Here is a 20,654-nt window from a genome sequence, read left to right as displayed (position 1 = left end):
GCCCGGCAGGACGCTGCCGGGCCGCTCGCCCGTTCCCGACCCGCTCCGCACCGGTCAGCCGCCGGTGCTGTTCCAGTCCGGGGTGCTGGTGCCGACGCCCGTGCCGCTGCCGGTGCCGCTGCCGGTGTGGGGCGGGGTGGCGGTGCCCGTGGTGGCGCCGTCGGCCCGGACCGAGACGGTGCTGCCGGCGGACGGCCCGGCCGGGTGGGACGCGGTGGCCAGCAGGACGGCGGCACAGCCCGTGGTGACCAGGATCGCGGCCTTGCGCAGGATCGAGGACTCGGGGGAACGCTGCTTCATGGGATGCCGTCCGCTCTGGCGAGTAGGAGTTCTGCAGTGGGCGAGCCCGGGTGTTCTCGTGGTGCCCCGTTCGGCTCGACACCGAGTCTGGTCGACGGCGATATACGGTCGATATTCGCCTGATCGCGGGGCCGGGGGAGGCCGTCGCGGCGGCGACGACCGCCCGTAGATCCCCCTCCCGGAACATCTGTGCTGCGGCGGCCGACCACGGTTCCAGCCGCGTCAACCACAGGTGTGACCGGGAGGGATCGGCATGGACGGCGTAGCGCCGGTGGCCGGCTTCGGTGGGCTGCTCAAGTACCAGCGCGAACGGACCGGACTGACCCAGCAGTGCCTGGCCGACCACGCCTCGCTGAGCGTGCGGGCCGTGCGTGACATGGAGGCGGGCCGGGTGCAGCGCCCGCGCCAGGAGACCGTGCGACTGGTCGCGGACGCCCTCGGCCTGCGGGGCCGCGCCCGCTCGCTCTTCGAGGCCGCGGCCCGGCAGCGGGCCCTGGTGGAGGAGCTCGCCGCCCCGCCGGCGCCGCGCGGCGCCATCATCGGCCGCGAGGCGGAGTCGGAGACGCTCACCCAGGCACTGACCGGGCACGGCGACCGGCTGCTGTCGCTGGTCGGGCTCGGCGGGGTCGGCAAGTCCCGGCTGGCACTGGACGTGGCATGGCGGGTGCACCACACGGCGCGCTGGTCGGTCCGCTGGGCCGCCTGCGGCGAGCCGCAGGCCGGCGCGGCCCGGGCGCCGTTCGCGGGCCCGGCGGGGACGGCCACCGCGCACGGCGGACTCGACGGGCTCACCGACCTGATCGAGGACCGGCCCACCCTGCTGGTCCTGGACGGCGCCGACGACACCGTCGGCCCCGCCGTCCTCGACGAACTGTTCCGCCGATGCCCGGAGTTGAGGGTTCTGCTCACCTCCAGGGCGCCGCTGGGGCTGGACGGCGAACAGGTCGTCCCGCTGGCGCCGCTCGCCGTTCCCGGGCCCGACCCGGACCCCGAGCGGGCGATGGGGACCGCCGCCGTACGGCTGCTGCTGGCCCACATGCGGCGGCTGCGTCCGGGCCTGGCCCTCGACCCCGCCGACCGGCCCGAGGTCGCCGCACTCTGCCGGTACCTCGACGGGCTGCCGCGGGCTCTGGAGTACGCCGCGGGCTGGACCCTGCTGGAGTCGCCCGCCCGGCTGCTGGACCGGCTGGCCGCCACCCCGTTCAGCCTGCCCGCCCCGCCGGTGACCCTGTGCGAGCGCGGTGACCTGCGCGACACCCTGGACGAGGCGAACCGCCGACTGACCGACCGGCAACGGGAGTTGCTGGTGCTACTGGCCGCGGAACCGGGCGACTGGTCGGTGGAGGAGGCCGCCGCGGTGAGCGGCCGGCCCCTCCAGGACTGCCGGGCCACCGTGCAGGAACTGCTGCTGTGCGGCCTGGTGCGGCTGGTGCCCGCCGCGGACGGTGCCCGCTTCGCCGTGCTCAACCTCCTGCGCACGCTGTGCCGGGAGCACCGGGGGGCGACCGCCCCGGCCACCGGCGACCGCACCGTGCGGCCGCCCCACCTCGCAGCGCTGGCCTCGTGACCAGCCCCGATCGACGGAGAATCCCGTGACGTTCGCAGCAGCCTCGCCCGCCGGTCTGGACATCGTCGTGTCGACCATGGCATCGGACGCGCACACCTGGAACCTGGTCTTCCTCCAGATGTTCCTGGAGGAGCGCGGCCACCGGGTCACCAACCTCGGGGCCTGTGTCCCCGACGACCGGCTGGTCGAGCACTGCCGACAGGCGGCACCGGACCTGATCGTGCTCAGCAGCGTCAACGGCCACGGCACGCTGGACGGCCTGCGGGTGGCCCCCCAGCTGCGGGCCCGCCCCGAACTGTCGGACACCCCCATGGTGATCGGCGGGAAGCTCGGCATCACCGAGGAGGACGACGTGCAGGCGGGCCGCTCGCTGCGGGCGGCCGGCTTCGACGAGGTCTTCACCGGGCCCGACTCGATCGAGCGGTTCACCGCGTACCTGGCCCGGTGGTCCACGGCGGTCCCGGCATGACGGCCGCGGCCTCGTTCGGGGGCTTCGTGGCCCGGGCGCACGCGGCGGGCACCCTGGTCGTCCAGCCCCGGATGGGCATGGCCGGGCCCGGGCCGATGCGCGCCGGTCTGCACGCCACCAAGCGGGCGGCGGCCACCACCGTCGGCACCATCACCGTGGACAGCTACACCAGGACCGGCGAGACGGCCGCCGCCCGCCGGGCCCTGGAGGAGGGCGCCGCGCTCAACGGCTACCCGATCGCGACCCACCCGGTCGAGGTCACCCGCGGCGTGCTGGAGGGCATCGTCGGACCGGACTTCCCGGTGCAGGTACGTCACGGCTCGGCCCGGCCCGAGCCGATCGTCGCCGCGCTGCTGGCCGTCGGCCTGCACGCGACCGAGGGCGGGCCCGTCTCGTACTGCCTCCCGTACAGCCGCACCCCGCTGGCCGTCGCGGTGGCCGACTGGGAGCGGGGCTGCCGACTGCTCGCCGACGCGGCGCAGCCGGGGGTGACGCCCCATCTGGAGACCTTCGGCGGCTGCATGATGGGCCAGCTCTGCCCGCCCGCGCTGCTGGTCGCGATCAGCGTGCTGGAGGCGCTGTTCTTCCGGCAGCACGGGCTGCGCAGCATCTCGCTCAGCTACGCCCAGCAGACCGACGTCCGGCAGGACGAGGAGGCCGTCACCGCGCTGGCCCGGCTCGCCGACGAGCTGCTCCCGGACGTCGAGTGGCACGTGGTGCTCTACGCCTACATGGGCCTCTACCCGCTCTCCCCGGGCGGCGCCCAGCTGCTGCTGGACGAGGCGGCCGGGCTGGCGGTGCGCACCGGCGCGGCCCGGCTGATCGTCAAGACCACCGCCGAGGCGCACCGGATCCCCACGGTCGAGGAGAACGTCCGCGCCCTGGAGACCGCCGCCGCGATCGCCGCCGGGACCACCGCCGGCACGGACCTCCCGGCCGCCGACAGCGTGACCTACGCCGAGGCGCGGGCGCTGGTCGAGGCCGTCCTCCAGCTCGACGACGACATCGGCCGGGCCCTGGTCCGGGCCTTCGCCGCCGGCTACCTGGACGTGCCGTTCTGCCTCCACCCCGACAACGCGGGCCGGGCGCGCGGCGCGCTGGACGCCGACGGCCGGCTCCAGTGGGCCGACACCGGCGCGCTGCCGCTGCCCGGGCGACCGGTCCGCGGCCACCGCGCCGTCCTCGGCGCCGCCCAGCTGATCGACGCGCTCTCGTACGTCCAGCGCAGCTACGACCGGCGGGCGCTCGCCACCCGCTGACCGCCGGCCGGCCCCGCGCGACACCCGCCGGCCCCGCCCGACACCCGACCACCATCCGAGCACATCCGACGACGGGAAGACCGAACATGCCTGACGACGGCCGTACCCCCCTGCCCGGGACCAGGTCCCACCTCACCTCCCCGGCCACCCGCAGCACCCTGCGGATCCAGGGCGGACTGCTCGCGGCCGCCCGCGAGCACCTCACCTCGGCCGGTTTCACCGAGCTGCTGCCGCCGGTGATCGGCCCGGTCACCGACCCCGGTTCGCGCGGCGCCAAGCAGGTGGACGTCGACTTCTACGGCCACCGCTACAAGATGATGACCAGCGCCATCCTCTACAAGCAGGCCTCGCTGCTGGCCTTCGACAAGATCTTCTGCATCGCCCCCAACGTCCGGCTGGAGCCGCTGGAGACCGCCCACACCGACCGGCACCTCGCCGAGTTCCACCAGCTGGACGTGGAGGTGGCCGGCGCCGGGCGCGACGACGTCCTCCAACTGATCGAGGACCTGGTGGTCCACATGGTGCGCCGCACCGGGGAGACGCTGCCCGAGGACTTCGCCGTGCTGGGCCGGGACCCGGACGCCTTCGCCGACCTGCTGCGCGGCGGTTTCGGCCGGACCACCCACGCCGACGCGGTGGCCGAACTGCGGGCCGTGGGACACGACCAGAGCCCGGACGCGGAGATCGACTGGGCCGGTGAGGCACTGCTGTCCCGCAAGGCGAGCCGCCCGTTCTTCGTGACCGACTACCCCAAGGGCTCCCGCGGCTTCTACGACCGCGAGTCGCGCACCGAGCCCGGCGTCCTGCGCAACTTCGACCTCATCGCGCCCGAGGGCTACGGCGAGCTGTGCAGCGGCAGCGAGCGGACCAACGACTACGCCGACATCGTCACCCGGATCCGCGAGACCGGGGAGAACCCGCAGAAGTACAGCTGGTACCTCGACCTGGTCCGCGCGGGCGTCCCCGCGAGCGCCGGCTTCGGCATCGGCGTCGAGCGGCTGACCCGCTACGTCGCGGGCCGCGAGTCGGCCTGGCAGGCCAGCGCCTTCCCGAAGCTGCCGGGAGTGGTCTCGCCGTGACCACGACCACCGCCACCCTTCGGTCGACCACCGCGTCTGACACGGCCACCGCCCCCGGTTTCCCCGAGCAGGAGGTCCGCCGCCGGGCCGGGCTCGGCGCGCCCGCCGTCTTCCCGCCCGCCGACTCCTACGGCCGGGTGCTGCTCGGCGCGGGGGCCGCGCCCGCCGGTGACGGCCTGGACGAACTACGCCTGGTGCCACCGGTCTTCATGCCCCGGCGGCTGGCCAAGCTGATCGACCTGGGCCGGGAGCCGATGTACCGGGACGTCGACCTGGCCACCGCGATCGGCGGCTTCGCCGCCCCGCTGCCGGTGTACGTGTCGGCGCTGGGCTCCACCCGCGCCGCCGGCGGCGACCCGGGCCTGGCGCTCAGCCGCCAGGCCGGGGCGCTCGGTGTGCCGATGGTCATCGGGGAGAACGTCGTACCGGTCAACGGCTACGGCCGGCTGGACGAGGACGCCTCCCGCTCGCTGCTCGGCCGGCTGCGCGCCTACACCGAGCAACTGCCCGACGGGCTCGGCGGCGTGACCGTCCAGCAGAGCACCGAGGACGCCGACGCCGAGGTCTGGAACCTGGTCTACAGCGACCCGGCGGCCCGCGTGCTGCTGGACTCCGGCCGGCTCGGATTCGAGTTGAAGACCGGCCAGGGCGCCAAGCCCGGACTCGGCGGGATGACCGTGCTGGACGCGACGGAGGCCGCCCGGCTGGACGGCCGCTACGGTCTCGACCCGGACCTGCTGGACGGGCCGTACGTGCTGCGCTCCAGCAGCCCCGGAACCTTCACCGCGGAGATCCTGCGCCAGCAGGTCCGGTTGATGCGCAACAACTTCCCGCGGGCCCGGACCTGGGTCAAGCTCCACCCCGGCCGTGACGTGGCCGAGGCGGCCCGGGTGGCGGCCGACGCCGGCGCCGACGCCGTCACCGTGGACGGCGCCGAGGGCGGTACCGGCTGGGCGCCGCTCGCCTTCACCGCCCAGGTCGGCCTGCCGCTCGCCACGTGCCTGGGCCGGCTGGCGGCCGCCCCCGTCCCCTGTCTGCTGGTGTCGGGCCGGATCTGGGAGGGTTCCCGGGCCGTCAAGTGCCTGGCGCTGGGCGCCCGGGCGGTCGGCCTCGGCCGGGCCGCGCTGCTCGCCGTGGCGGAGGACCCGGAGCGCGGCCTGATCCGCCTGCTGGACTGCATGGCCGCCGAACTCCGCCTGCTCGTCAGCGCGTTGGGCAAGTACTCGGCTGCCGAGCTGGGCCCGGAGGACCTCTGGGCCCCGGGCACGCCGTAGCCGCGGCAGTCGAAGCCGCAGCCTCCCGAGGCGCCGTCCTGTGCCGCTCTCCCCACCGACTTCCGCCCCGGCCGACCGAGTCGCCCGGTGGCAGCGGCGACCGACGCCGCCTCCGTCCCCCTTCCGAACTCCTTCACCCAGCGGGGTAGAACCATGTCCTCACACGGAATCACAGACGCTTTCGCGGCGGCGGTGCGCAGCCACCCCGACCGCCCCGCGGTGCGGGGAGCGGAGCGCAGCCTCGACTACGCGGAACTCGACCGGCTGAGCGGGGCCCTGGCCGAGCGGATCGTCCCGGGCCAGGTGGTCGCGGTGTCCGCCCGGGACCGCGTCGACCACGTGGTCGGGCTGCTCGCCGTGCTCCGGGCCGACGGGATCTACCTCCCGCTGGACGCCGGGGCGCCCGCCGAGCGCAACGGGTTCATCGCCCGGGACGCCGGGGCGACCGCCTTCCTGACCGACGGCGTGCTGACCGTCCCCGACTCCCCGGCGGAGCCCGCCGGCGGGGCCGGCTACATCATCTACACCTCCGGAACCACCGGGCGCCCCAAGGGAGTCCACGTCGGCGCCGACCGGCTCGCCGAGCACCTCGGGGCGGCCGTCCGGGCCTTCGGGACGACCGCCGCGGACACCGTGCTGCAGCTCGCCCGCCCCACCGTGGACGTGGCCATCGAGCAGGTCCTCACCGCGCTGACCACCGGCGCCCGCCTGGTCGTCCCCGGCCAGGCGCTGCTCGCCCCGGGCGAGCTGCTCGGCCTGCTCGCCGAGGAGGGGGTGACCGTCGCCAACCTGTCGGCCGGCTACTTCCAGGAGATCGTCACGGCCGTCCGGGCCGGCGCCGCCGTCCCCGCCTCGCTGCGGCTGATGATCTCCGGCAGCGACCGGCTCTACCCGGAGGCGGCCGCCGCCTGGCGCGAGGCCACCGGGGTACCGCTGGTGAACGCGTACGGCCCGACCGAGACGGTGATCACCTCGACCGTCCGGGAGCTCACCGCCGCCGACGTCCTGGTGCCGATCGGCGACGCCCTGGGGGAGCGCGCCCTGTACGTGCTGGACGACCGGTTGCAGCCGGTGGCCCCCGGCACGGCCGGCGAGCTGTACATCGGCGGCCCGCTGCTCGCCTCCGGCTACTGGGGGCGCTCCGGGCTCACCGCCGAGCGCTTCACTGCAGACCCGTACGGCCCGGCCGGCGCCCGGATGTACCGCACCGGCGACCTGGTCCGGCGGGACGGGCGGGACGGCGCGCTGGTCTTCCTCGGCCGCGCCGACCACCAGCTGAAGATCCGCGGCTTCCGGATCGAGCCGGGCGAGATCGAGCAGACCCTGGCCGCCCACCCGGCGGTGGCCGCCTGCGTGGTCACCGCCCCGGAAGGGCGGCTGACCGCCCACCTCACCGCCGTCCCCGGGGCCGCCCCCGCCCCCGGCGAGCTGCGGGACTTCCTCGCCGGCCGGCTGCCCGAGCACATGGTCCCGGCCGCCCTGGTCGTCCTGGACGCCTTCCCGCTGACCGCGAACGGCAAGATCGACCGGGCCGCGCTGCCCGCGCCCGGCCCGGAGGCCGCGGCCGGCGAGGCCGCCTGGGTCGCGCCGCGCACCGAGGCCGAGCAGCTGCTCGCCGCCGTCTGGTCCGACGTGCTGGGCGTGTCCGGGGTGGGCGCCCACGACAACTTCTTCCACCTCGGCGGCGACTCGCTCACCGCGGTGCGGGTCGTCGGCCGGGTCGCCGACGTGTTCGGCCTGATCTCCCCGTACGCGATCTTCGACGCCCCCACCCTCGCCGAGTTCGCCGTCGCCGTGACCACCCCGGAGGGCGAGCAGCGCCCCGCGCTGACCCGCACCGGCCGCACCGAGGCGCCGCTGTCCGGCTTCCAGCGCGGCCTGTGGTTCCTCGACCAGTGGAACCCGGGCGCACCCACCTACAACGTGCCGTGGGTGTTCCGCTTCGACGGCGCCCCGGAGCCGGAACTGCTGCGCACCGCCCTGGAGACGGTGGTGGCCCGGCACGAGAGCCTGCGCACCGCGTTCGTGTTCGGCGAGGAGGAGCCGCTCCAGGTGGTCCGGGAGCGGATCGAGCTGCCGTTCACCGTCGCCGACGCGGCGGAGGCCGACCTCGACGGGCTGATCACCGCGGCCGCCCGGACCCCGTTCGACCTGGAGACCGACCCGCTGCTGCGGGCCCACCTGCTGCGCGTCCCGGCCGGGCGGACCGTACTGGTGCTGGTCATGCACCACATCGTGTGGGACGAGGGCTCGCTGGCCGTGCTGGAGCGCGAGCTCAAGGAGGCGTACGAGGCGCTGCGCGCCGGGCGCCCGTACCACCTGCCCGAGCCCGCCGCCCAGTACGCGGACTACAGCGCCTGGCAGCGGGAGCCCGCGGTGAGCGCCGCGGTCGGCGGCCAGCTCGCCTACTGGGAGCGGCAGCTCGCGGACGCCCCGGTGGCCGAGGTGCTGCCGGTCGACCACCCGCGCCCCGAGCTCCAGGCGTTCCGCGGCGCCCACCACTCCTTCGCGGTGCCGGAGCCGGTGGCCCGGGCCGTCCGGGAGCTGGCCCGGGGCGAGGACGCCACCCCGTACATGGTCCTGCTGGCCGCGCTGGCGATGACCCTGCACCGCCGCTCGGGCGCACCGGACCTGGTGATCGGGGCCCCGGTGAGCGTCCGCAACCGTCCCGAACTCGCGGACATGATCGGCTACTTCGTCAACCTGCTGCCGCTGCGGCTGCGGGTCGGCGCGGACACCGACTTCCTCGACCTGGTGCGCCAGGCCCGGGACGTCTCGATCGGCGCCTACCGCAACCAGGAGGTCCCGTTCGACGCCATCGTGGACCGGGTCGTCACCGACCCGCCGCAGGACCGCAACCCGCTCTGCCAGGTCGTGCTGGAGATGCACGCGCTGGACTCCCGCCCGCTCTGCGTCGACGGCATGGCCGTCACCCGGGAACTGCACATGCACGGCGTCTCCCGGTTCGACCTGTCGATCTCGGTGGACGACCGCGGCACCGGCTTCACCGGGCGCTTCGAGTACGACTCCGACCTGTTCGAGCCGGCCACGGTCGAGGAGCTGTGCGAGGCCTGGCTCGGCACCCTGGCCGCGGCCGTCGCGGCCCCGGTGCACCGGCTGTTCGAGGTCGTCGCCGCCCGCACCCCCGGGGCCGTCGCGCTGATCGCCGAGGGCGCGGAGCTCTCCTACGGCGAGCTGGAGCGCCGCGCCAACCGGCTGGCGCACCACCTGGCCGGCCGGGGCGTGGGCCGCGGCACGGTGGTGGCGATCCTGGTCGAGCGCGGCTTCGACCTGGTGGTCGCCCTGCTCGCCGCGCTCAAGACCGGCGCCGGGTACACCCTGCTCGACCCCGACTTCCCGGCCGCCCGGCTCGCCGCCGCCGCCACCGACAGCGGGGCCCGCCACCTGGTCACCCACCGCGGCGCGGCGGTCCCGTTCGACTGGCCGGGCGAGCACGTCGACCTGGACGCCGTCGCCGGCCTGCTCGCCGGGGCCCCCGACCACGCCCCGGACGTGCCGGTCACCGGCGCCGACCTGGCCTGCGTGATGTTCACCTCCGGCTCGACCGGCCGCCCCAAGGGCGTCGCCGTCCCGCACCGCGCACTGACCACGACCTACCTCGGCCAGGACTACGCCCGGTTCGGCCCCCGCGAGGTCTGGCTGCAGTGCGCCCCGGTCTCCTGGGACGCCTTCGCCCTGGAACTGTACGGCGCGCTGCTGTTCGGCGGGGTCTGCGTGCTCCAGCCGGGCCAGCGGCCCGACCCGGAGGCCATCGTCGAGCTGACCCGCCGCCACGGCGTCACCCAACTCCAGCTCTCCGCCAGCCTGTTCAACTTCCTGCTGGAGGAGTTCCCGGACGTCTACTCCGGGCTGCACACCGCCTTCACGGCCGGCGAGCGCGCCTCGGTCACCCACGTCGGCAAGGCCCTGGAACGGTTCCCCCGGCTGCGGGTGGCCAACGGCTACGGCCCGGTGGAGAGCCTCGGCCTCACCACCTGCCACACCGCCCGCCCGGAGGACGCCGCCGCCGGGTCCATCCCGATCGGCCGCCCGCTGGCCGGCAAGGGCGTGCTGGTGCTGGACGAGGCGCTGCGGCCGGTCGGGCCGGGGGTCACCGGCGAGCTGTACGCCAGCGGTGACGGCCTCGCGCTCGGCTACTGGGGCCGGCCCGGGCTGACCGCCACCCGCTTCGTCGCCGACCCGCACGGCGGCTACGGCCGCCGGCTCTACCGCACCGGGGACCTCGGCCACCGCACCGCGGACGGCCTGCTGGAGATCACCGGCCGGGCCGACGACCAGATCAAGATCCGCGGCTTCCGGGTCGAGCCCGGGGAGATCGAGGACCTGCTCACCCGGCACCGCGACGTCCGGGAGGCGGCCGTCACCGTCCACGAGACGGCCACCGGGGACCGCCGGCTCGCCGGGTACGTCGTCACCACCGGGCCGGACGCCGACACCGAGTCCATCCTCGCCTGCCTGGCCGAGCAGGTGCCGGCCCACATGGTCCCGGCCACCCTCGACGTCCTGGACGCGCTGCCGCTGAACGCCAACGGCAAGGTCGACCGCCGCGCCCTGCCCGCCCCGGCACCCGTCACCCGGACCGTCCCGCCCGCCGGGGTGCCGTCCGGGCAGGCCGGGGCCGGGGAGCCGGAGGCCGCCCGCGCGGCCGACGTCGAGCGCCTGGTCCTCGACGCGATGCGCGAGGTGGTCAAGGCCGAGCACGTCGACCGCCACGACAACTTCTTCCGGATCGGCGGCAACTCGCTCACCGCGGTCCGCCTGGCGATGCGGCTGTCCCGGGCGACCGGCACCCGCGTCCTCCCGCAGCTGGTGTTCCGGGCCAGGACGGCGAGCGCCATCGCCGAACAGCTCCTGCAGCGCTGACCCCCGCCGACCGCACACGCAGAGAGAGGTACGAGAACAGTGAGTTCAGCCACCGACACGGCCGTCGCCCGGGTGGCCCCGGTCTCCGGGCTCCAGCGGGGCCTGTGGTTCCTGGACCGGTGGGACCCGCAGGCCGCCACCTACAACATCCCCTGGGTGTTCACCTTCAGCGGGCCGGTCGACCCGGCCTTCCTGGAGCACGCGATCGACACCGTGGTCGCCCGCCACGAGGCCCTGCGCACCACCTTCGAGCTGCGCCCCGAGGGCCCCTGCCAGCTGGTGCGCGAGAGCCTGCACATCCCGCTGGGCGTCACCGACCTGCGCGGCCTGCCGGACCGCGAACAGCGCCGCCGGGCCGAGGAGCTGACCGCCGCCGAGGCGGCCGCCCCGTTCGACCTGGAGACCGGGCCGCTGCTGCGCGCCTCGCTGCTGCTCCGCTCCGACACCGGGGCGACCCTGGTCCTGGTCGTCCACCACATCGTGTGGGACGGCTGGTCCGCTGACGTCTTCGAGACCGAGCTCGCCGAGGTCTACACCGCGCTCACCGAGCACCGCCCACCCCGGCTGCCGGAACTGACCGCCCAGTACGCCGACTACGCGGCCGAGGAGGCCGCCACCTCCTACCAGGAGCACCTCGCGCACTGGAAGGAGCGGCTGGCCGGCGCCCCCGGGCTGCTCGAACTGCCCACCGACCGGCCCCGCCCCGCCGTGCCGACCCACCGCGGGCGCACCGAGGCCTTCGGACTGCCGACCGGCACCGCCGACCGGGTGCGGGCGCTCGCCGAGGCCGAGGGCGTCACCCCGTTCATGGTGCAGCTGGCCGCCTTCGCCGTCCTGCTCAACCGCTGGACCGGAGCCGAGGACCTGGTGATCGGCACCCCGGTCACCACCCGCGACCGGCCCGAACTCGAAGACCTGGTCGGCTACTTCGTCAACCTGCTGCCGCTGCGGATCCGGCTCGGCGCCCGCACCACCTTCCGCGAACTGCTGCACCGGGTCGAGGACGAGGCCTTCGAGGCCTACGGCTACCTCGACGTGCCCTTCGACACCGTCGTCGACCACCTCGGCGTCGAGCGCTCCACCCGGCACACCCCGCTCTTCCAGGTGGTGTTCGGCTCCCACACCGAGAACCGCGCCCCGCTGGGGTTCGGGCCGGTCCACGCGGACCGCCGGGTGCACTCCAACGGCACCACCAAGTACGACCTGACCTGGTCCGTCTACGACGACGGCGAACTGCGCGGCGAGGTCGAGTTCCGCTCCGACCTGTTCGACACCGACACGGTGCGCCGGATGAGCGACGACTGGCGGGCCCTGCTGGCCGGCGCGCTGGAGCAGCCCGACCGCACGGTGCGCGAACTCGCCGGGCCGGCCGCGCCCGCCGGGCCGCCGCCGGACGTCCCCGCCGGGCGCAGCCTGCACCGGCTGTTCGAGGAGGCGGTCGACACCCACGCCGACCGCACCGCCGTCAGCTGCGGGGCCGTCGCGCTGAGCTACCGCGAGCTGGACGAGCGGGCCAACCGGCTGGCGCACGCCCTGATCGCCCGCGGGGTGCGCCCCGGCGACCGGGTCGGCCTGCTGCTCGACCGCACCGAGGCGATCCCGGTGTCCGTCCTCGGTGTGCTCAAGACCGGTGCCGCCTACGTGCCGGTGGACCTGACCGCGCCGGCCGACCGGGCGGCCGCCGTCTTCGGCGACACCGAGGTCGCCGTGGTGCTCACCGACCGGCCCGAGCGGGTCCCGGAGGGGCCCTGGCAGGTCTTCGAACCCGCCGTCCGCACCGAGGAGCTGGCCGCCCGGCCGACCGGCCGTCCGGAGGTGGAGGTCCGCCCGGCGGACACCGCGTACATCATCTTCACCTCCGGCTCCACCGGCCGCCCCAAGGGCGTCGCCGTCGCCCACGAGCACGTCAGCCGCCTGATGGCGGCCGGGGCCGGGCACTTCGCCTTCACCCCGCAGGACGGCCAGGAGGTGTGGACGCTCTTCCACAGCTACGCCTTCGACTGGACGGTCTGGGAGCTGTGGGGCGCCCTGCACCACGGCGGCCGGCTGGTCGTCGTCCCCTACGTCACCAGCCGCTCGCCGGAGGAGTTCGCGGAACTCCTCGCCGAGGAGGGCGTCTCCTACCTCTGCCTGACCCCGTCCGCACTGCGCCAACTCGAACTCGCCCTGCGCCGGCGCCCGCGCGCGCTGCCCGCACTCAAGCAGGTGATGCTCGGCGGCGAGGCCCTGGACCCGGCGGTGGTGGAGCGCTGGTACGCCCTGGAGCCGCGGCCCCGGGCCCGGATGTGCAACCTGTACGGGATCACCGAGACCACCGTCCACGTCACCACCCACGACATCGACGGGCCGGACGGCTTCGAGCGCAGCCTGATCGGCGACCCGATGCCGCACCTGAGCGCCGTGGTGCTCGACGACTGGCTGCGGCCCTGCCCGGTCGGCGTGCCCGGCGAGCTGTACATCGGCGGCGGCAGCCTCGCCCACGGCTACTGGGCCCGCCCCGGGCTGACCGCCACCCGCTTCGTCGCCGACCCGTACGCGGCCACCCCCGGCGCCCGGCTCTACCGCACCGGCGACGTGGCCAAGCGGCTGCCCGACGGCGGACTGGAGTACCTGGGCCGGGCCGACTTCCAGGTCAAGCTGCGCGGCTTCCGGATCGAACTCGGCGAGATCGAGGCCGCGTTGGCCGCCCACCCGGACGTGGACGGCTGCGTGGTGACCGTCCACGACCAGCGCCTCGCCGCGTACGTCACCGGGCGCGAGCCCGCCGGGACGCGCGAGTTCCTCGCCCGCTCGCTGCCGGACTACATGATCCCGGCGAGCGTCACCGTGCTGGCGGCCCTGCCGCTGACCGTCAACGGCAAGGTCGACCGCCGGGCCCTGCCCGCACCCAGCGCGCCCGCCGCGCCGCGCGCCGAGGCGGGCCACGTCGCCCCCCGCACCCCGGTCGAGCAGGGCATCGCCGAGGTGTGGTCGCAGGTCCTCGGCGTCACCGGGATCGGCGTGCACGACGACTTCTTCCACCTCGGCGGCGACTCGATCCGCGCCGTCCAGCTGGCCGGCGCGCTGCACGAGAGCGGCTGGGCCGTCACCCTGCGGGACGTCTTCAACGCCCCGACCGTCGCCGCCCTCGCCCCGCTGGCCCGGCCGGTGGCCGACGCGGCGGGCACCGCCGAGCCGTTCGCCCTGGTCGACGCCGACGTGCGGGCCGAACTCCCGACCACCGTGGTGGACGCCTACCCGATGGTGTCCATGCAGCTCAGCATGGTCTTCCACATGGAGATCGCCGGGGCGACCGACAGCTACCACAACGTCAACAGCTACCGGATCGCCGGCCCGCTGGACGAGGACGCGTTCCGCCGCGCGGTCGCCGAGGCGATGGGCCGCCACCCGGTCCTGCGCACCGGCCTCGACCTCGCCGGCCACCGCGAGCCGCTCCAGCTGGTGTACGGCGAACTGCCGCCCCCGGTCGGCTTCGAGGACCTGCGCGGGGCTCCGGAGGAGCGGCGCGAGGCGCGCATCACCGCCGTCTTCGAGCAGCACCGCTCGACGCCCTTCGACCTGATGGAGCCGCCGCTGTTCCGGGTCACCGTGCAACGGCTCGACGACGCGTCCTTCCAGCTCACCGTCTCCGAGCACCACGCCATCCTGGACGGCTGGAGCTTCACCTCGCTGCTCACCGAACTCCTGGAGCGGCACACCGCGCTGGCCGCCGACCCGGGCGCCCCGCCGGCCGCGCCGCCCGGTTCCGCCTTCCGCGACTTCGTCGCGGTCGAACGGGAGGCCGCCGACGACCCCGAGGCGCTCGACTACTGGCGCGCCAAGCTCGACGGCGTCAGCGGCGTGCTCTGGGAGGGCGCGGGCTCCACCCACGAGTTGGCCCGCACGGTGGAACGCGTCCTGCCCGACGCCCCCGGCCAACTGCGCCGGGTGGCCGACGCGGCCGCCGTCCCGGTCAAGTCGGTGGCGCTCGCCGCCCACCTGCGGGCGCTCCAGCGGATCACCGGCCGCGATCGGGTCACCACCGGACTGGCCATGAACGGCCGGCTGGAGCGCCGGGGCGGCACCGAGGTGTACGGGCTGTTCCTCAACACCGTGCCGCTGGTCGCCGAGCCCGTCGAGGGTGACCCGCTCGCCCTGGTGCGCGCCGTGCACCGGGAGGAGCTGGAGATGATGCCGCACCGCCGCGTCCCGATCGCCCGGTTGGCCCGGCTGATGGCCGGCACCCGGCTGGACAGCCAGTTCGGTTTCCTGCGATTCCACGCGCTCGGGCAGCTGAGCGACGCCCGGATCGTGGACGGCCGGATCGGCTGCGAGCCGACCATGCGGCACGAGCCCAACAGCTTCGCCTTCGGCGCCTCGCTGATCCAGGACCCGGTCTCCGACCGCGTGCTGCTGGCCGTGGACCACCAGCGGTCCGTGGTGCCGGACGCGCTCGCCGAGACCTTCATCGACGCCTACGCGGCGGCCCTGGCCGAACTGGACGCGGCCGTGACCGCCGCGCCGGCGGCCGCCGGATGAGCGGCCCCACCAGCAGTCCCACGGGCCCTGCGGCCGGCCCCGTGCCCCGCCGCCCCGCACCGAACCCGCACCCGAACTCGCACCCGCACCCCGCCCGAGAGGAAGCACCCCGCATGACCACCAGCCACATCGACCCGCTCGCCGCGTTCCTGGCCGCCGCCGAGGCCGCCCCCGGGCGGACCGCCGTGCGCGGCACCGACGGCGCGCTGACCTTCGCCGAGCTGGCCGCGCGCACCGCCGCCCTGGCCGGCGCGCTGCGCGCCCACGGCATCGGCCGCGGCGACCGGGTCGGTGTCCACCTGCCCCGGACCACCGACCTGCTGGTCGCCCTGCTCGCGGTCTGGCGCGCCGGCGCGGCCTACGTGCCGCTCGACCCGGACTACCCGGCGGAGCGGCTCGCCTTCATGGCCGGCGACGCCGGCATCTCCCTCCTCCTGACGGCCGGCCACGGCCGGGTGCCGCTGGCCGAGGACGTGCCGGTGCTCGCCCCGGACGCCACCGGCCCGGTCGGCCCCGACACCGCGACCACCGCGCGGGACGCCGCCTACGTCATCCACACCTCCGGCTCCACCGGCACCCCCAAGGGCGTCCAGGCCACCCGCGGCGGGGTCGCCGCGCTGCTCGCCGGCCTGGCCGGGCTCGACCTCTACCGGGCCGAGCCGGGGGTGGTCGGCTGGAGCGCCAGCGTCTCCTTCGACGCCTCGGTGCAGCAGTGGGCCCGGGTGTGCCGCGGCGACACCGTCGTGGTGATCGACCGGGAGACCCGCACCGACCCGGCCCGGCTGGTCGCCGTGCTCGACGAGCACGGCGTGACCGACCTGGACCTCACCCCCTCGCACTGGGAACTGCTGCGCGAGCCGTTCGGCGCCCGCCGGGTGCGCCTGTTCATGGGCGGCGAGCCGGTGCCCGAGCGCACCTGGACGGAGCTGGTCTCCGGCGGCCTCGACGCCCTCAACCTGTACGGGCCCACCGAGTGCACGGTCGACTCCACCGCCACCCGGATCGCCGGCACGGCGCCGCACCTCGGCGGCCCGCTGCCCGGCGTCGGCCTGCACCTGCTGGACGAGCGGCTGCGCCCGGTCACCGCCGGCGCCACCGGCGAGCTGTACGTCGAGGGGCCCGGCCTCGCCCACGGCTACCTGCGCCGGTCCGCCCTGACCGCCGAGCGGTTCGTCGCCTCCCCGTTCACCCCCGGCGCCCGGATGTACCGCACCGGCGACCTCGCCCGGTACGCCGAGGACGGCACCCTGCGCTTCGGCGGCCGGGCCGACCGGCAGGTCAAGCTGCGCGGCTTCCGGATCGAGCCCGGCGAGATCGAGGCCGCCCTCACCCGTCACCCGCAGGTGCCCGCGGCGGCCGTCACGGTCCACCGCACCGAGCACGGAGACCAGCAGCTGGTCGGCTACGTCACCACCACCGGGCCCGGGGCGCCGGACGCCGACGCCGTCCTCGCCCACGTCCGGACCCTGCTGCCCGCGCACCTCGTCCCGGCCGCCGTGGTCGTCCTGGACGCCCTGCCGCTCACCCCGAACGGCAAGGTCGACCACGCCGCCCTGCCCGCGCCCCGCCCGCAGCGGGAGTCCGCCGCCCCGGCCGACCCGACGAGCCCGGCCGACGAGGTCGCCGAGCAGGTCGCCGAGGTGTGGCGGACCGTCCTGGGCCGCACCGACCTGCGTCCCGACGACGACTTCCTCGGCCTCGGCGGGCACTCGCTCGCCGCGCTCCGGGTCACCCACCTGCTGCGCCGCGCACTGGGCATCGAGATCCAGCTGCGCCACCTGCTCGACTCCCGCGACCTCGCCGACTTCACCGAGGCGGTGCGCCGGGCCACCCGCGCCGGCGCGCCGCGCCGCCCGGCCCTGGTCGGCAGCGGGGCGGGCGCCCGGTGACCGCCCCCCGCCCCCGGATCGAGGGCGACTGGCTGTTCGTGCCGGCCCCGCAGCAGCACGACCCGTACCGGCTGTTCTGCTTCCCGCACGCCGGCGGCGACGCCACCGCCTTCACCCCGCTCGGCCACGCGCTGGCCCCGGCAGCCGAGGTCTGGGCGCTGCGGATGCCCGCCCGTGGCGGCCGCGGGCGCCAGCCGATGCCCGCCGACTTCGACCGGCTGGTCGCCGACGTCGTCGAGGCCCTGCGCCCGCACCTGCACGGCCGGTTCGGCTTCTACGGGCAGAGCTTCGGCTCGCTGCTCGCCTACGAGGTGGCCCGGGCCCTGCCCGCCGGGCAGCGCCCGGACGCGGTGATCGCCGCCTCGGCCTCGCCGCCCGGCGACTGGGCCGGCCCGACCCCGCCCCAGTGCACCGCCGAGGACCTGCTGCGCCTGGCCGGCATGGGCGAACTCGTCGAAGCAGAACCGGAGTTGAGGGAGCTCGCACTGCGCGCCATCCGCGCCGACCTGACCGTCCGCGACACCTACCGGCACCGCGCCGGGCCGCCGCTCGCCGCCGACCTCTACGCGATCGCCGGGGACGCCGACCCGATGCTCGACGCCCCCCGGCTGGCCGGCTGGGCGCGGCACACCAGCGGGGACTTCGGCCTCGCCGTCGTCCCCGGCGGCCACCTGCTGGCGACCGTGGAACAGCCCGGCCCGGTGGACGTCCTGACCTCGATCATCGGGCGCGAGCCCGCCCGTACCGGCAAGGAGGAGCCGTGGCTGCGCCCGCTCTCGATCTGATCCCCGCCCCGGCCGCACCGTCGGCCCCCGACCTGAGCGACCCCGCCCTGTGGGAGCGCCCCGACGTCCCGGAACTGGTCGACGGGCTGCGCAGCGCCGCCCCGGTGCAGCGCTCGCAGACCGCGACCGACGGACCGGTCTGGTCGGTGCTCTCCTACGACCTGGCCGCGGAGGTCCTCAAGGACACCGCCACCTACAGCTCCGAGGAGGGCTCGCTGCTCGGAGCGGGCGCCGGCAACACGCCGGTCGGCGCCGGCCGGATGATGGCCCTGACCGATCCGCCCCGCCACCGCGAACTGCGCGCCCCCGTCGTCCCGTTCTTCTCGCCGAGCGGGGTGCGCGGCACCCGGGCCGGGATCGTCGACCTGGCGAACCGGATCGTCGACGGGGCGGTGCGGCAGGGCGAGGTCGACCTGGTCGACGTGGTCGCCCCGCTGCCGCTGACCGTGATGTGCGACCTGCTGGACGTCCCCGAGCAGGACCGCGAGATGGTCGTCAAGGTCTGCGACGACGCCTTCCTGGGCCGTACCGCCGAGGAGCGCCGGGCCGGCCACCAGCGGCTCATCCCGTACCTGATGCACCAGGTGATGAAGCGCCGGGCCGACCCGCGCGACGACCTGATCAGCAAGATGGCCACCTACCGGGTCGCCGGCCGGCTGCTGCCGGTCGAGGACGTCGTGCTCAACCTGGACAACATCGTGGTCGGCGGCGTGCAGACGGTCCGCCACACGGCCGTGATGGGCCTGCTCGCCGTCGTCCAGCGCCCCCGGCTCTGGGAGGACCTGCGGAGCGGCCGGGCCGAGATGGGCGCCGCACTGGACGAACTGCTGCGCTGGACCTCGGTCGGCCTGCACACCCTGCGGGTCGCCGCCCGGGACACCGAACTCGGCGGCCAACCGATCCGCAAGGGCGAGCGGGTGGTCGTCTGGACCTGGGCCGCCAACCGCGACCCGGCCGTCTTCGACCGCCCGCACGACATCCTGCTCGACCGGTCCCCCAACCGGCACCTGGCGCTCGGGCTCGGCGCCCACTACTGCATCGGCGCGCCGCTGGCCAAGTCCGAGCTGACCGCCCTGTTCGAGGCCGTGCTGTCGCGGGTCGAGCGGATCGAGCAGACCGGCCCGGTGCAGTACAACCGCTCGATCATCAACTTCGGCCTGGACCGCTTCCCGGTGCGCCTGATCGCCCGCTGAACTTCCGCCCAGCTGCCGGAATTCCTGCCGGGCGGCGGCGGATCCCGCCGATAGCTTGGAGGCACCCGGACGGCCCGCCCGCCCCGCGGGCACCGCGCCCGTCCGTCCGCCCCACCCCACCCACCACCAGTCCACCGTGCATCGCACGCCCACCCGACGGAGGAACCACCCATGTCGAACCCCTTCGAGGACGAGAACAGCACCTATCAGGTCCTGGTCAACGAGGAGAACCAGCACTCGCTCTGGCCGAGCTGGATCGACGTCCCGGCCGGCTGGACGGCCGTCTTCGGTGAGGACACCCGCCAGGCCTGCCTCGCCCACATCGAGGAGAACTGGACCGACATCCGCCCGGCGAGCCTCGTCGCCGCGCTGGCCGGCTGAGGGCCCGGGACGATGGCGCAGACACTCCACTGGGAGATCGAGCCGGGCCGCCCGGCGCTGACCCGGATCCCCGGCATCGACAGCATGACCGCGGCCGTCGGCTGGCTGCGCGAGCACCACCGGCAGATCGCGCAGGCGCTCGCCGAGCACGGCGCGGTCTTCCTGCGCGGCCTGCCGGTGGCCACCAGCGAGGACGTCGCCGCGGTCCGCGACGTCCTGCTCCCCAACCCCACCCCGTACCGGGAGAAGGCCACCCCGCGCAGCGACTTCGGCAACGGCGTCGCCTCCTCCACCGACCTGCCGCCGAACCAGGCGATCCGGATGCACAACGAGAACAGCTACACCCTCACCTTCCCGGGGCTGCTGCTGTTCGCCTGCCTGATCGCCCCCGCCGAGGGCGGCGCCACCCCGGTCGCGGACTGCCGCAAGGTCCTGGCCAACCTCCCGGCCACGGTCCTGGAGCGGGTCCGCGCCACCGGCTGGACCCTCACCCGCACCTACTCCGAGTACGTCTCGCTGGACTGGCGCACCGCCTTCGCCACCGAGGACCCGGCCGCGGTCGAGGCCTACTGCACCGAGAACCACATCGGCTGGGAGTGGCAGGAGGACGGCCGGCTGCGCACCCGCCAGCTGCGCCCCGGCACCGTCGTCCACCCGGGCACCGGCGAGGAGGTCTGGTTCAACCACATGGCCTTCTGGAGCGAGTGGTCGCTGGACCCGGTCATCCGTGAGGCCCTCACCGAGGAGTTCGGCCCGGACGGCCTGCCCTTCAACACCGGCATCGGCGACGGCGTCCCGCTCACCGAGGACGAGGTGGCGGGCATCAACCGGGCCTACGAGGAGGCCACCGTACGGGAGCCGTGGCAGCGGGGCGACCTGCTCCTGGTCGACAACGTCTCGACCTCGCACGGCCGCGACCCCTTCACGGGCGACCGCAAGATCGCCGTCGTGATGGGCGAGCCCGTCGACCTCCTCGCCTGCCGCCCCGGTGTCGCGCCGGCGGCCCTGCCCGCCGGCGCCCTGCCCGCCGTCCTCCCGGCGTGACCCCTCCCGCAC

General features: G+C 75.4%; 13 protein-coding genes. 12 read left to right on the top strand and 1 reads right to left on the bottom strand.

Going from position 1 to position 20,654, the window contains the following annotated elements; translation table 11 throughout:
• Positions 1–54: 54 nt before the first annotated feature.
• Positions 55–300, bottom strand: coding sequence for a hypothetical protein (locus ABTZ03_RS33715; RefSeq protein ID WP_350516955.1), 246 nt, complete (start codon positions 298–300; stop codon positions 55–57).
• 253 nt (positions 301–553) lie between these two features.
• On the opposite strand from ABTZ03_RS33715, the gene ABTZ03_RS33710 reads away from it, so the two are divergent.
• The 12 genes from ABTZ03_RS33710 to ABTZ03_RS33655 all read left to right on the top strand — a co-directional run bounded on the left by ABTZ03_RS33710 (position 554) and on the right by ABTZ03_RS33655 (position 20,642).
• Positions 554–1,867: an ATP-binding protein gene (locus ABTZ03_RS33710; protein ID WP_350516954.1), complete on the top strand. Its 1,314-nt coding sequence runs from the start codon at positions 554–556 to the stop codon at positions 1,865–1,867.
• Positions 1,868–1,892: 25 nt separating this feature from the next.
• Positions 1,893–2,336: a cobalamin B12-binding domain-containing protein gene (locus tag ABTZ03_RS33705; protein ID WP_350516953.1), complete on the top strand. Its 444-nt coding sequence runs from the start codon at positions 1,893–1,895 to the stop codon at positions 2,334–2,336.
• A complete protein-coding gene (locus ABTZ03_RS33700) occupies positions 2,333–3,595 on the top strand; it encodes a methylaspartate mutase (protein WP_350516952.1) in 1,263 nt (420 codons plus the stop codon). Before ABTZ03_RS33705 ends, ABTZ03_RS33700 begins: the two co-directional genes overlap by 4 nt.
• Before the next feature lie 86 nt (positions 3,596–3,681).
• Positions 3,682–4,674, top strand: coding sequence for an asparagine synthetase A (locus tag ABTZ03_RS33695; protein ID WP_350516951.1), 993 nt, complete (start codon positions 3,682–3,684; stop codon positions 4,672–4,674).
• Positions 4,671–5,948, top strand: coding sequence for a glutamate synthase-related protein (locus ABTZ03_RS33690; RefSeq protein WP_350516950.1), 1,278 nt, complete (start codon positions 4,671–4,673; stop codon positions 5,946–5,948). Before ABTZ03_RS33695 ends, ABTZ03_RS33690 begins: the two co-directional genes overlap by 4 nt.
• A 153-nt stretch (positions 5,949–6,101) precedes the next feature.
• The gene (locus ABTZ03_RS33685; RefSeq protein ID WP_350516949.1) at positions 6,102–10,832 is read left to right on the top strand and encodes a non-ribosomal peptide synthetase; all 4,731 of its coding nucleotides are present in this window, start codon (positions 6,102–6,104) and stop codon (positions 10,830–10,832) included.
• Positions 10,833–10,871: 39 nt separating this feature from the next.
• Positions 10,872–15,350: a non-ribosomal peptide synthetase gene (locus tag ABTZ03_RS33680; protein WP_350516948.1), complete on the top strand. Its 4,479-nt coding sequence runs from the start codon at positions 10,872–10,874 to the stop codon at positions 15,348–15,350.
• A gap of 113 nt (positions 15,351–15,463) precedes the next feature.
• A complete protein-coding gene (locus tag ABTZ03_RS33675) occupies positions 15,464–17,239 on the top strand; it encodes a non-ribosomal peptide synthetase (RefSeq protein ID WP_350516947.1) in 1,776 nt (591 codons plus the stop codon).
• Positions 17,236–18,024 carry a thioesterase II family protein gene (locus tag ABTZ03_RS33670; RefSeq protein WP_350516946.1) on the top strand — a complete coding sequence of 263 codons (789 nt, stop codon included), beginning with the start codon at positions 17,236–17,238 and terminating at the stop codon, positions 18,022–18,024. The genes ABTZ03_RS33675 and ABTZ03_RS33670 overlap by 4 nt, the downstream gene beginning before the upstream one ends.
• Positions 18,000–19,217, top strand: a complete 1,218-nt coding sequence (locus ABTZ03_RS33665) for a cytochrome P450 (RefSeq protein ID WP_350509166.1) — start codon at positions 18,000–18,002, stop codon at positions 19,215–19,217. Before ABTZ03_RS33670 ends, ABTZ03_RS33665 begins: the two co-directional genes overlap by 25 nt.
• 171 nt (positions 19,218–19,388) lie before the next feature.
• Positions 19,389–19,598 carry an MbtH family protein gene (locus ABTZ03_RS33660; protein WP_350509165.1) on the top strand — a complete coding sequence of 70 codons (210 nt, stop codon included), beginning with the start codon at positions 19,389–19,391 and terminating at the stop codon, positions 19,596–19,598.
• A 12-nt stretch (positions 19,599–19,610) separates the two neighbouring features.
• Complete coding sequence (locus ABTZ03_RS33655; RefSeq protein ID WP_350516945.1) at positions 19,611–20,642, top strand: TauD/TfdA family dioxygenase; 1,032 nt, start codon at positions 19,611–19,613, stop codon at positions 20,640–20,642.
• Positions 20,643–20,654: the final 12 nt, after the last annotated feature.

It is taken from the genome of Kitasatospora sp. NPDC096077, assembly GCF_040303245.1.
Taxonomy (GTDB): domain Bacteria; phylum Actinomycetota; class Actinomycetes; order Streptomycetales; family Streptomycetaceae; genus Kitasatospora.
Note: the sequence above shows the minus strand (reverse complement) of the source record. Positions and strands in the feature narration are given on the sequence as shown.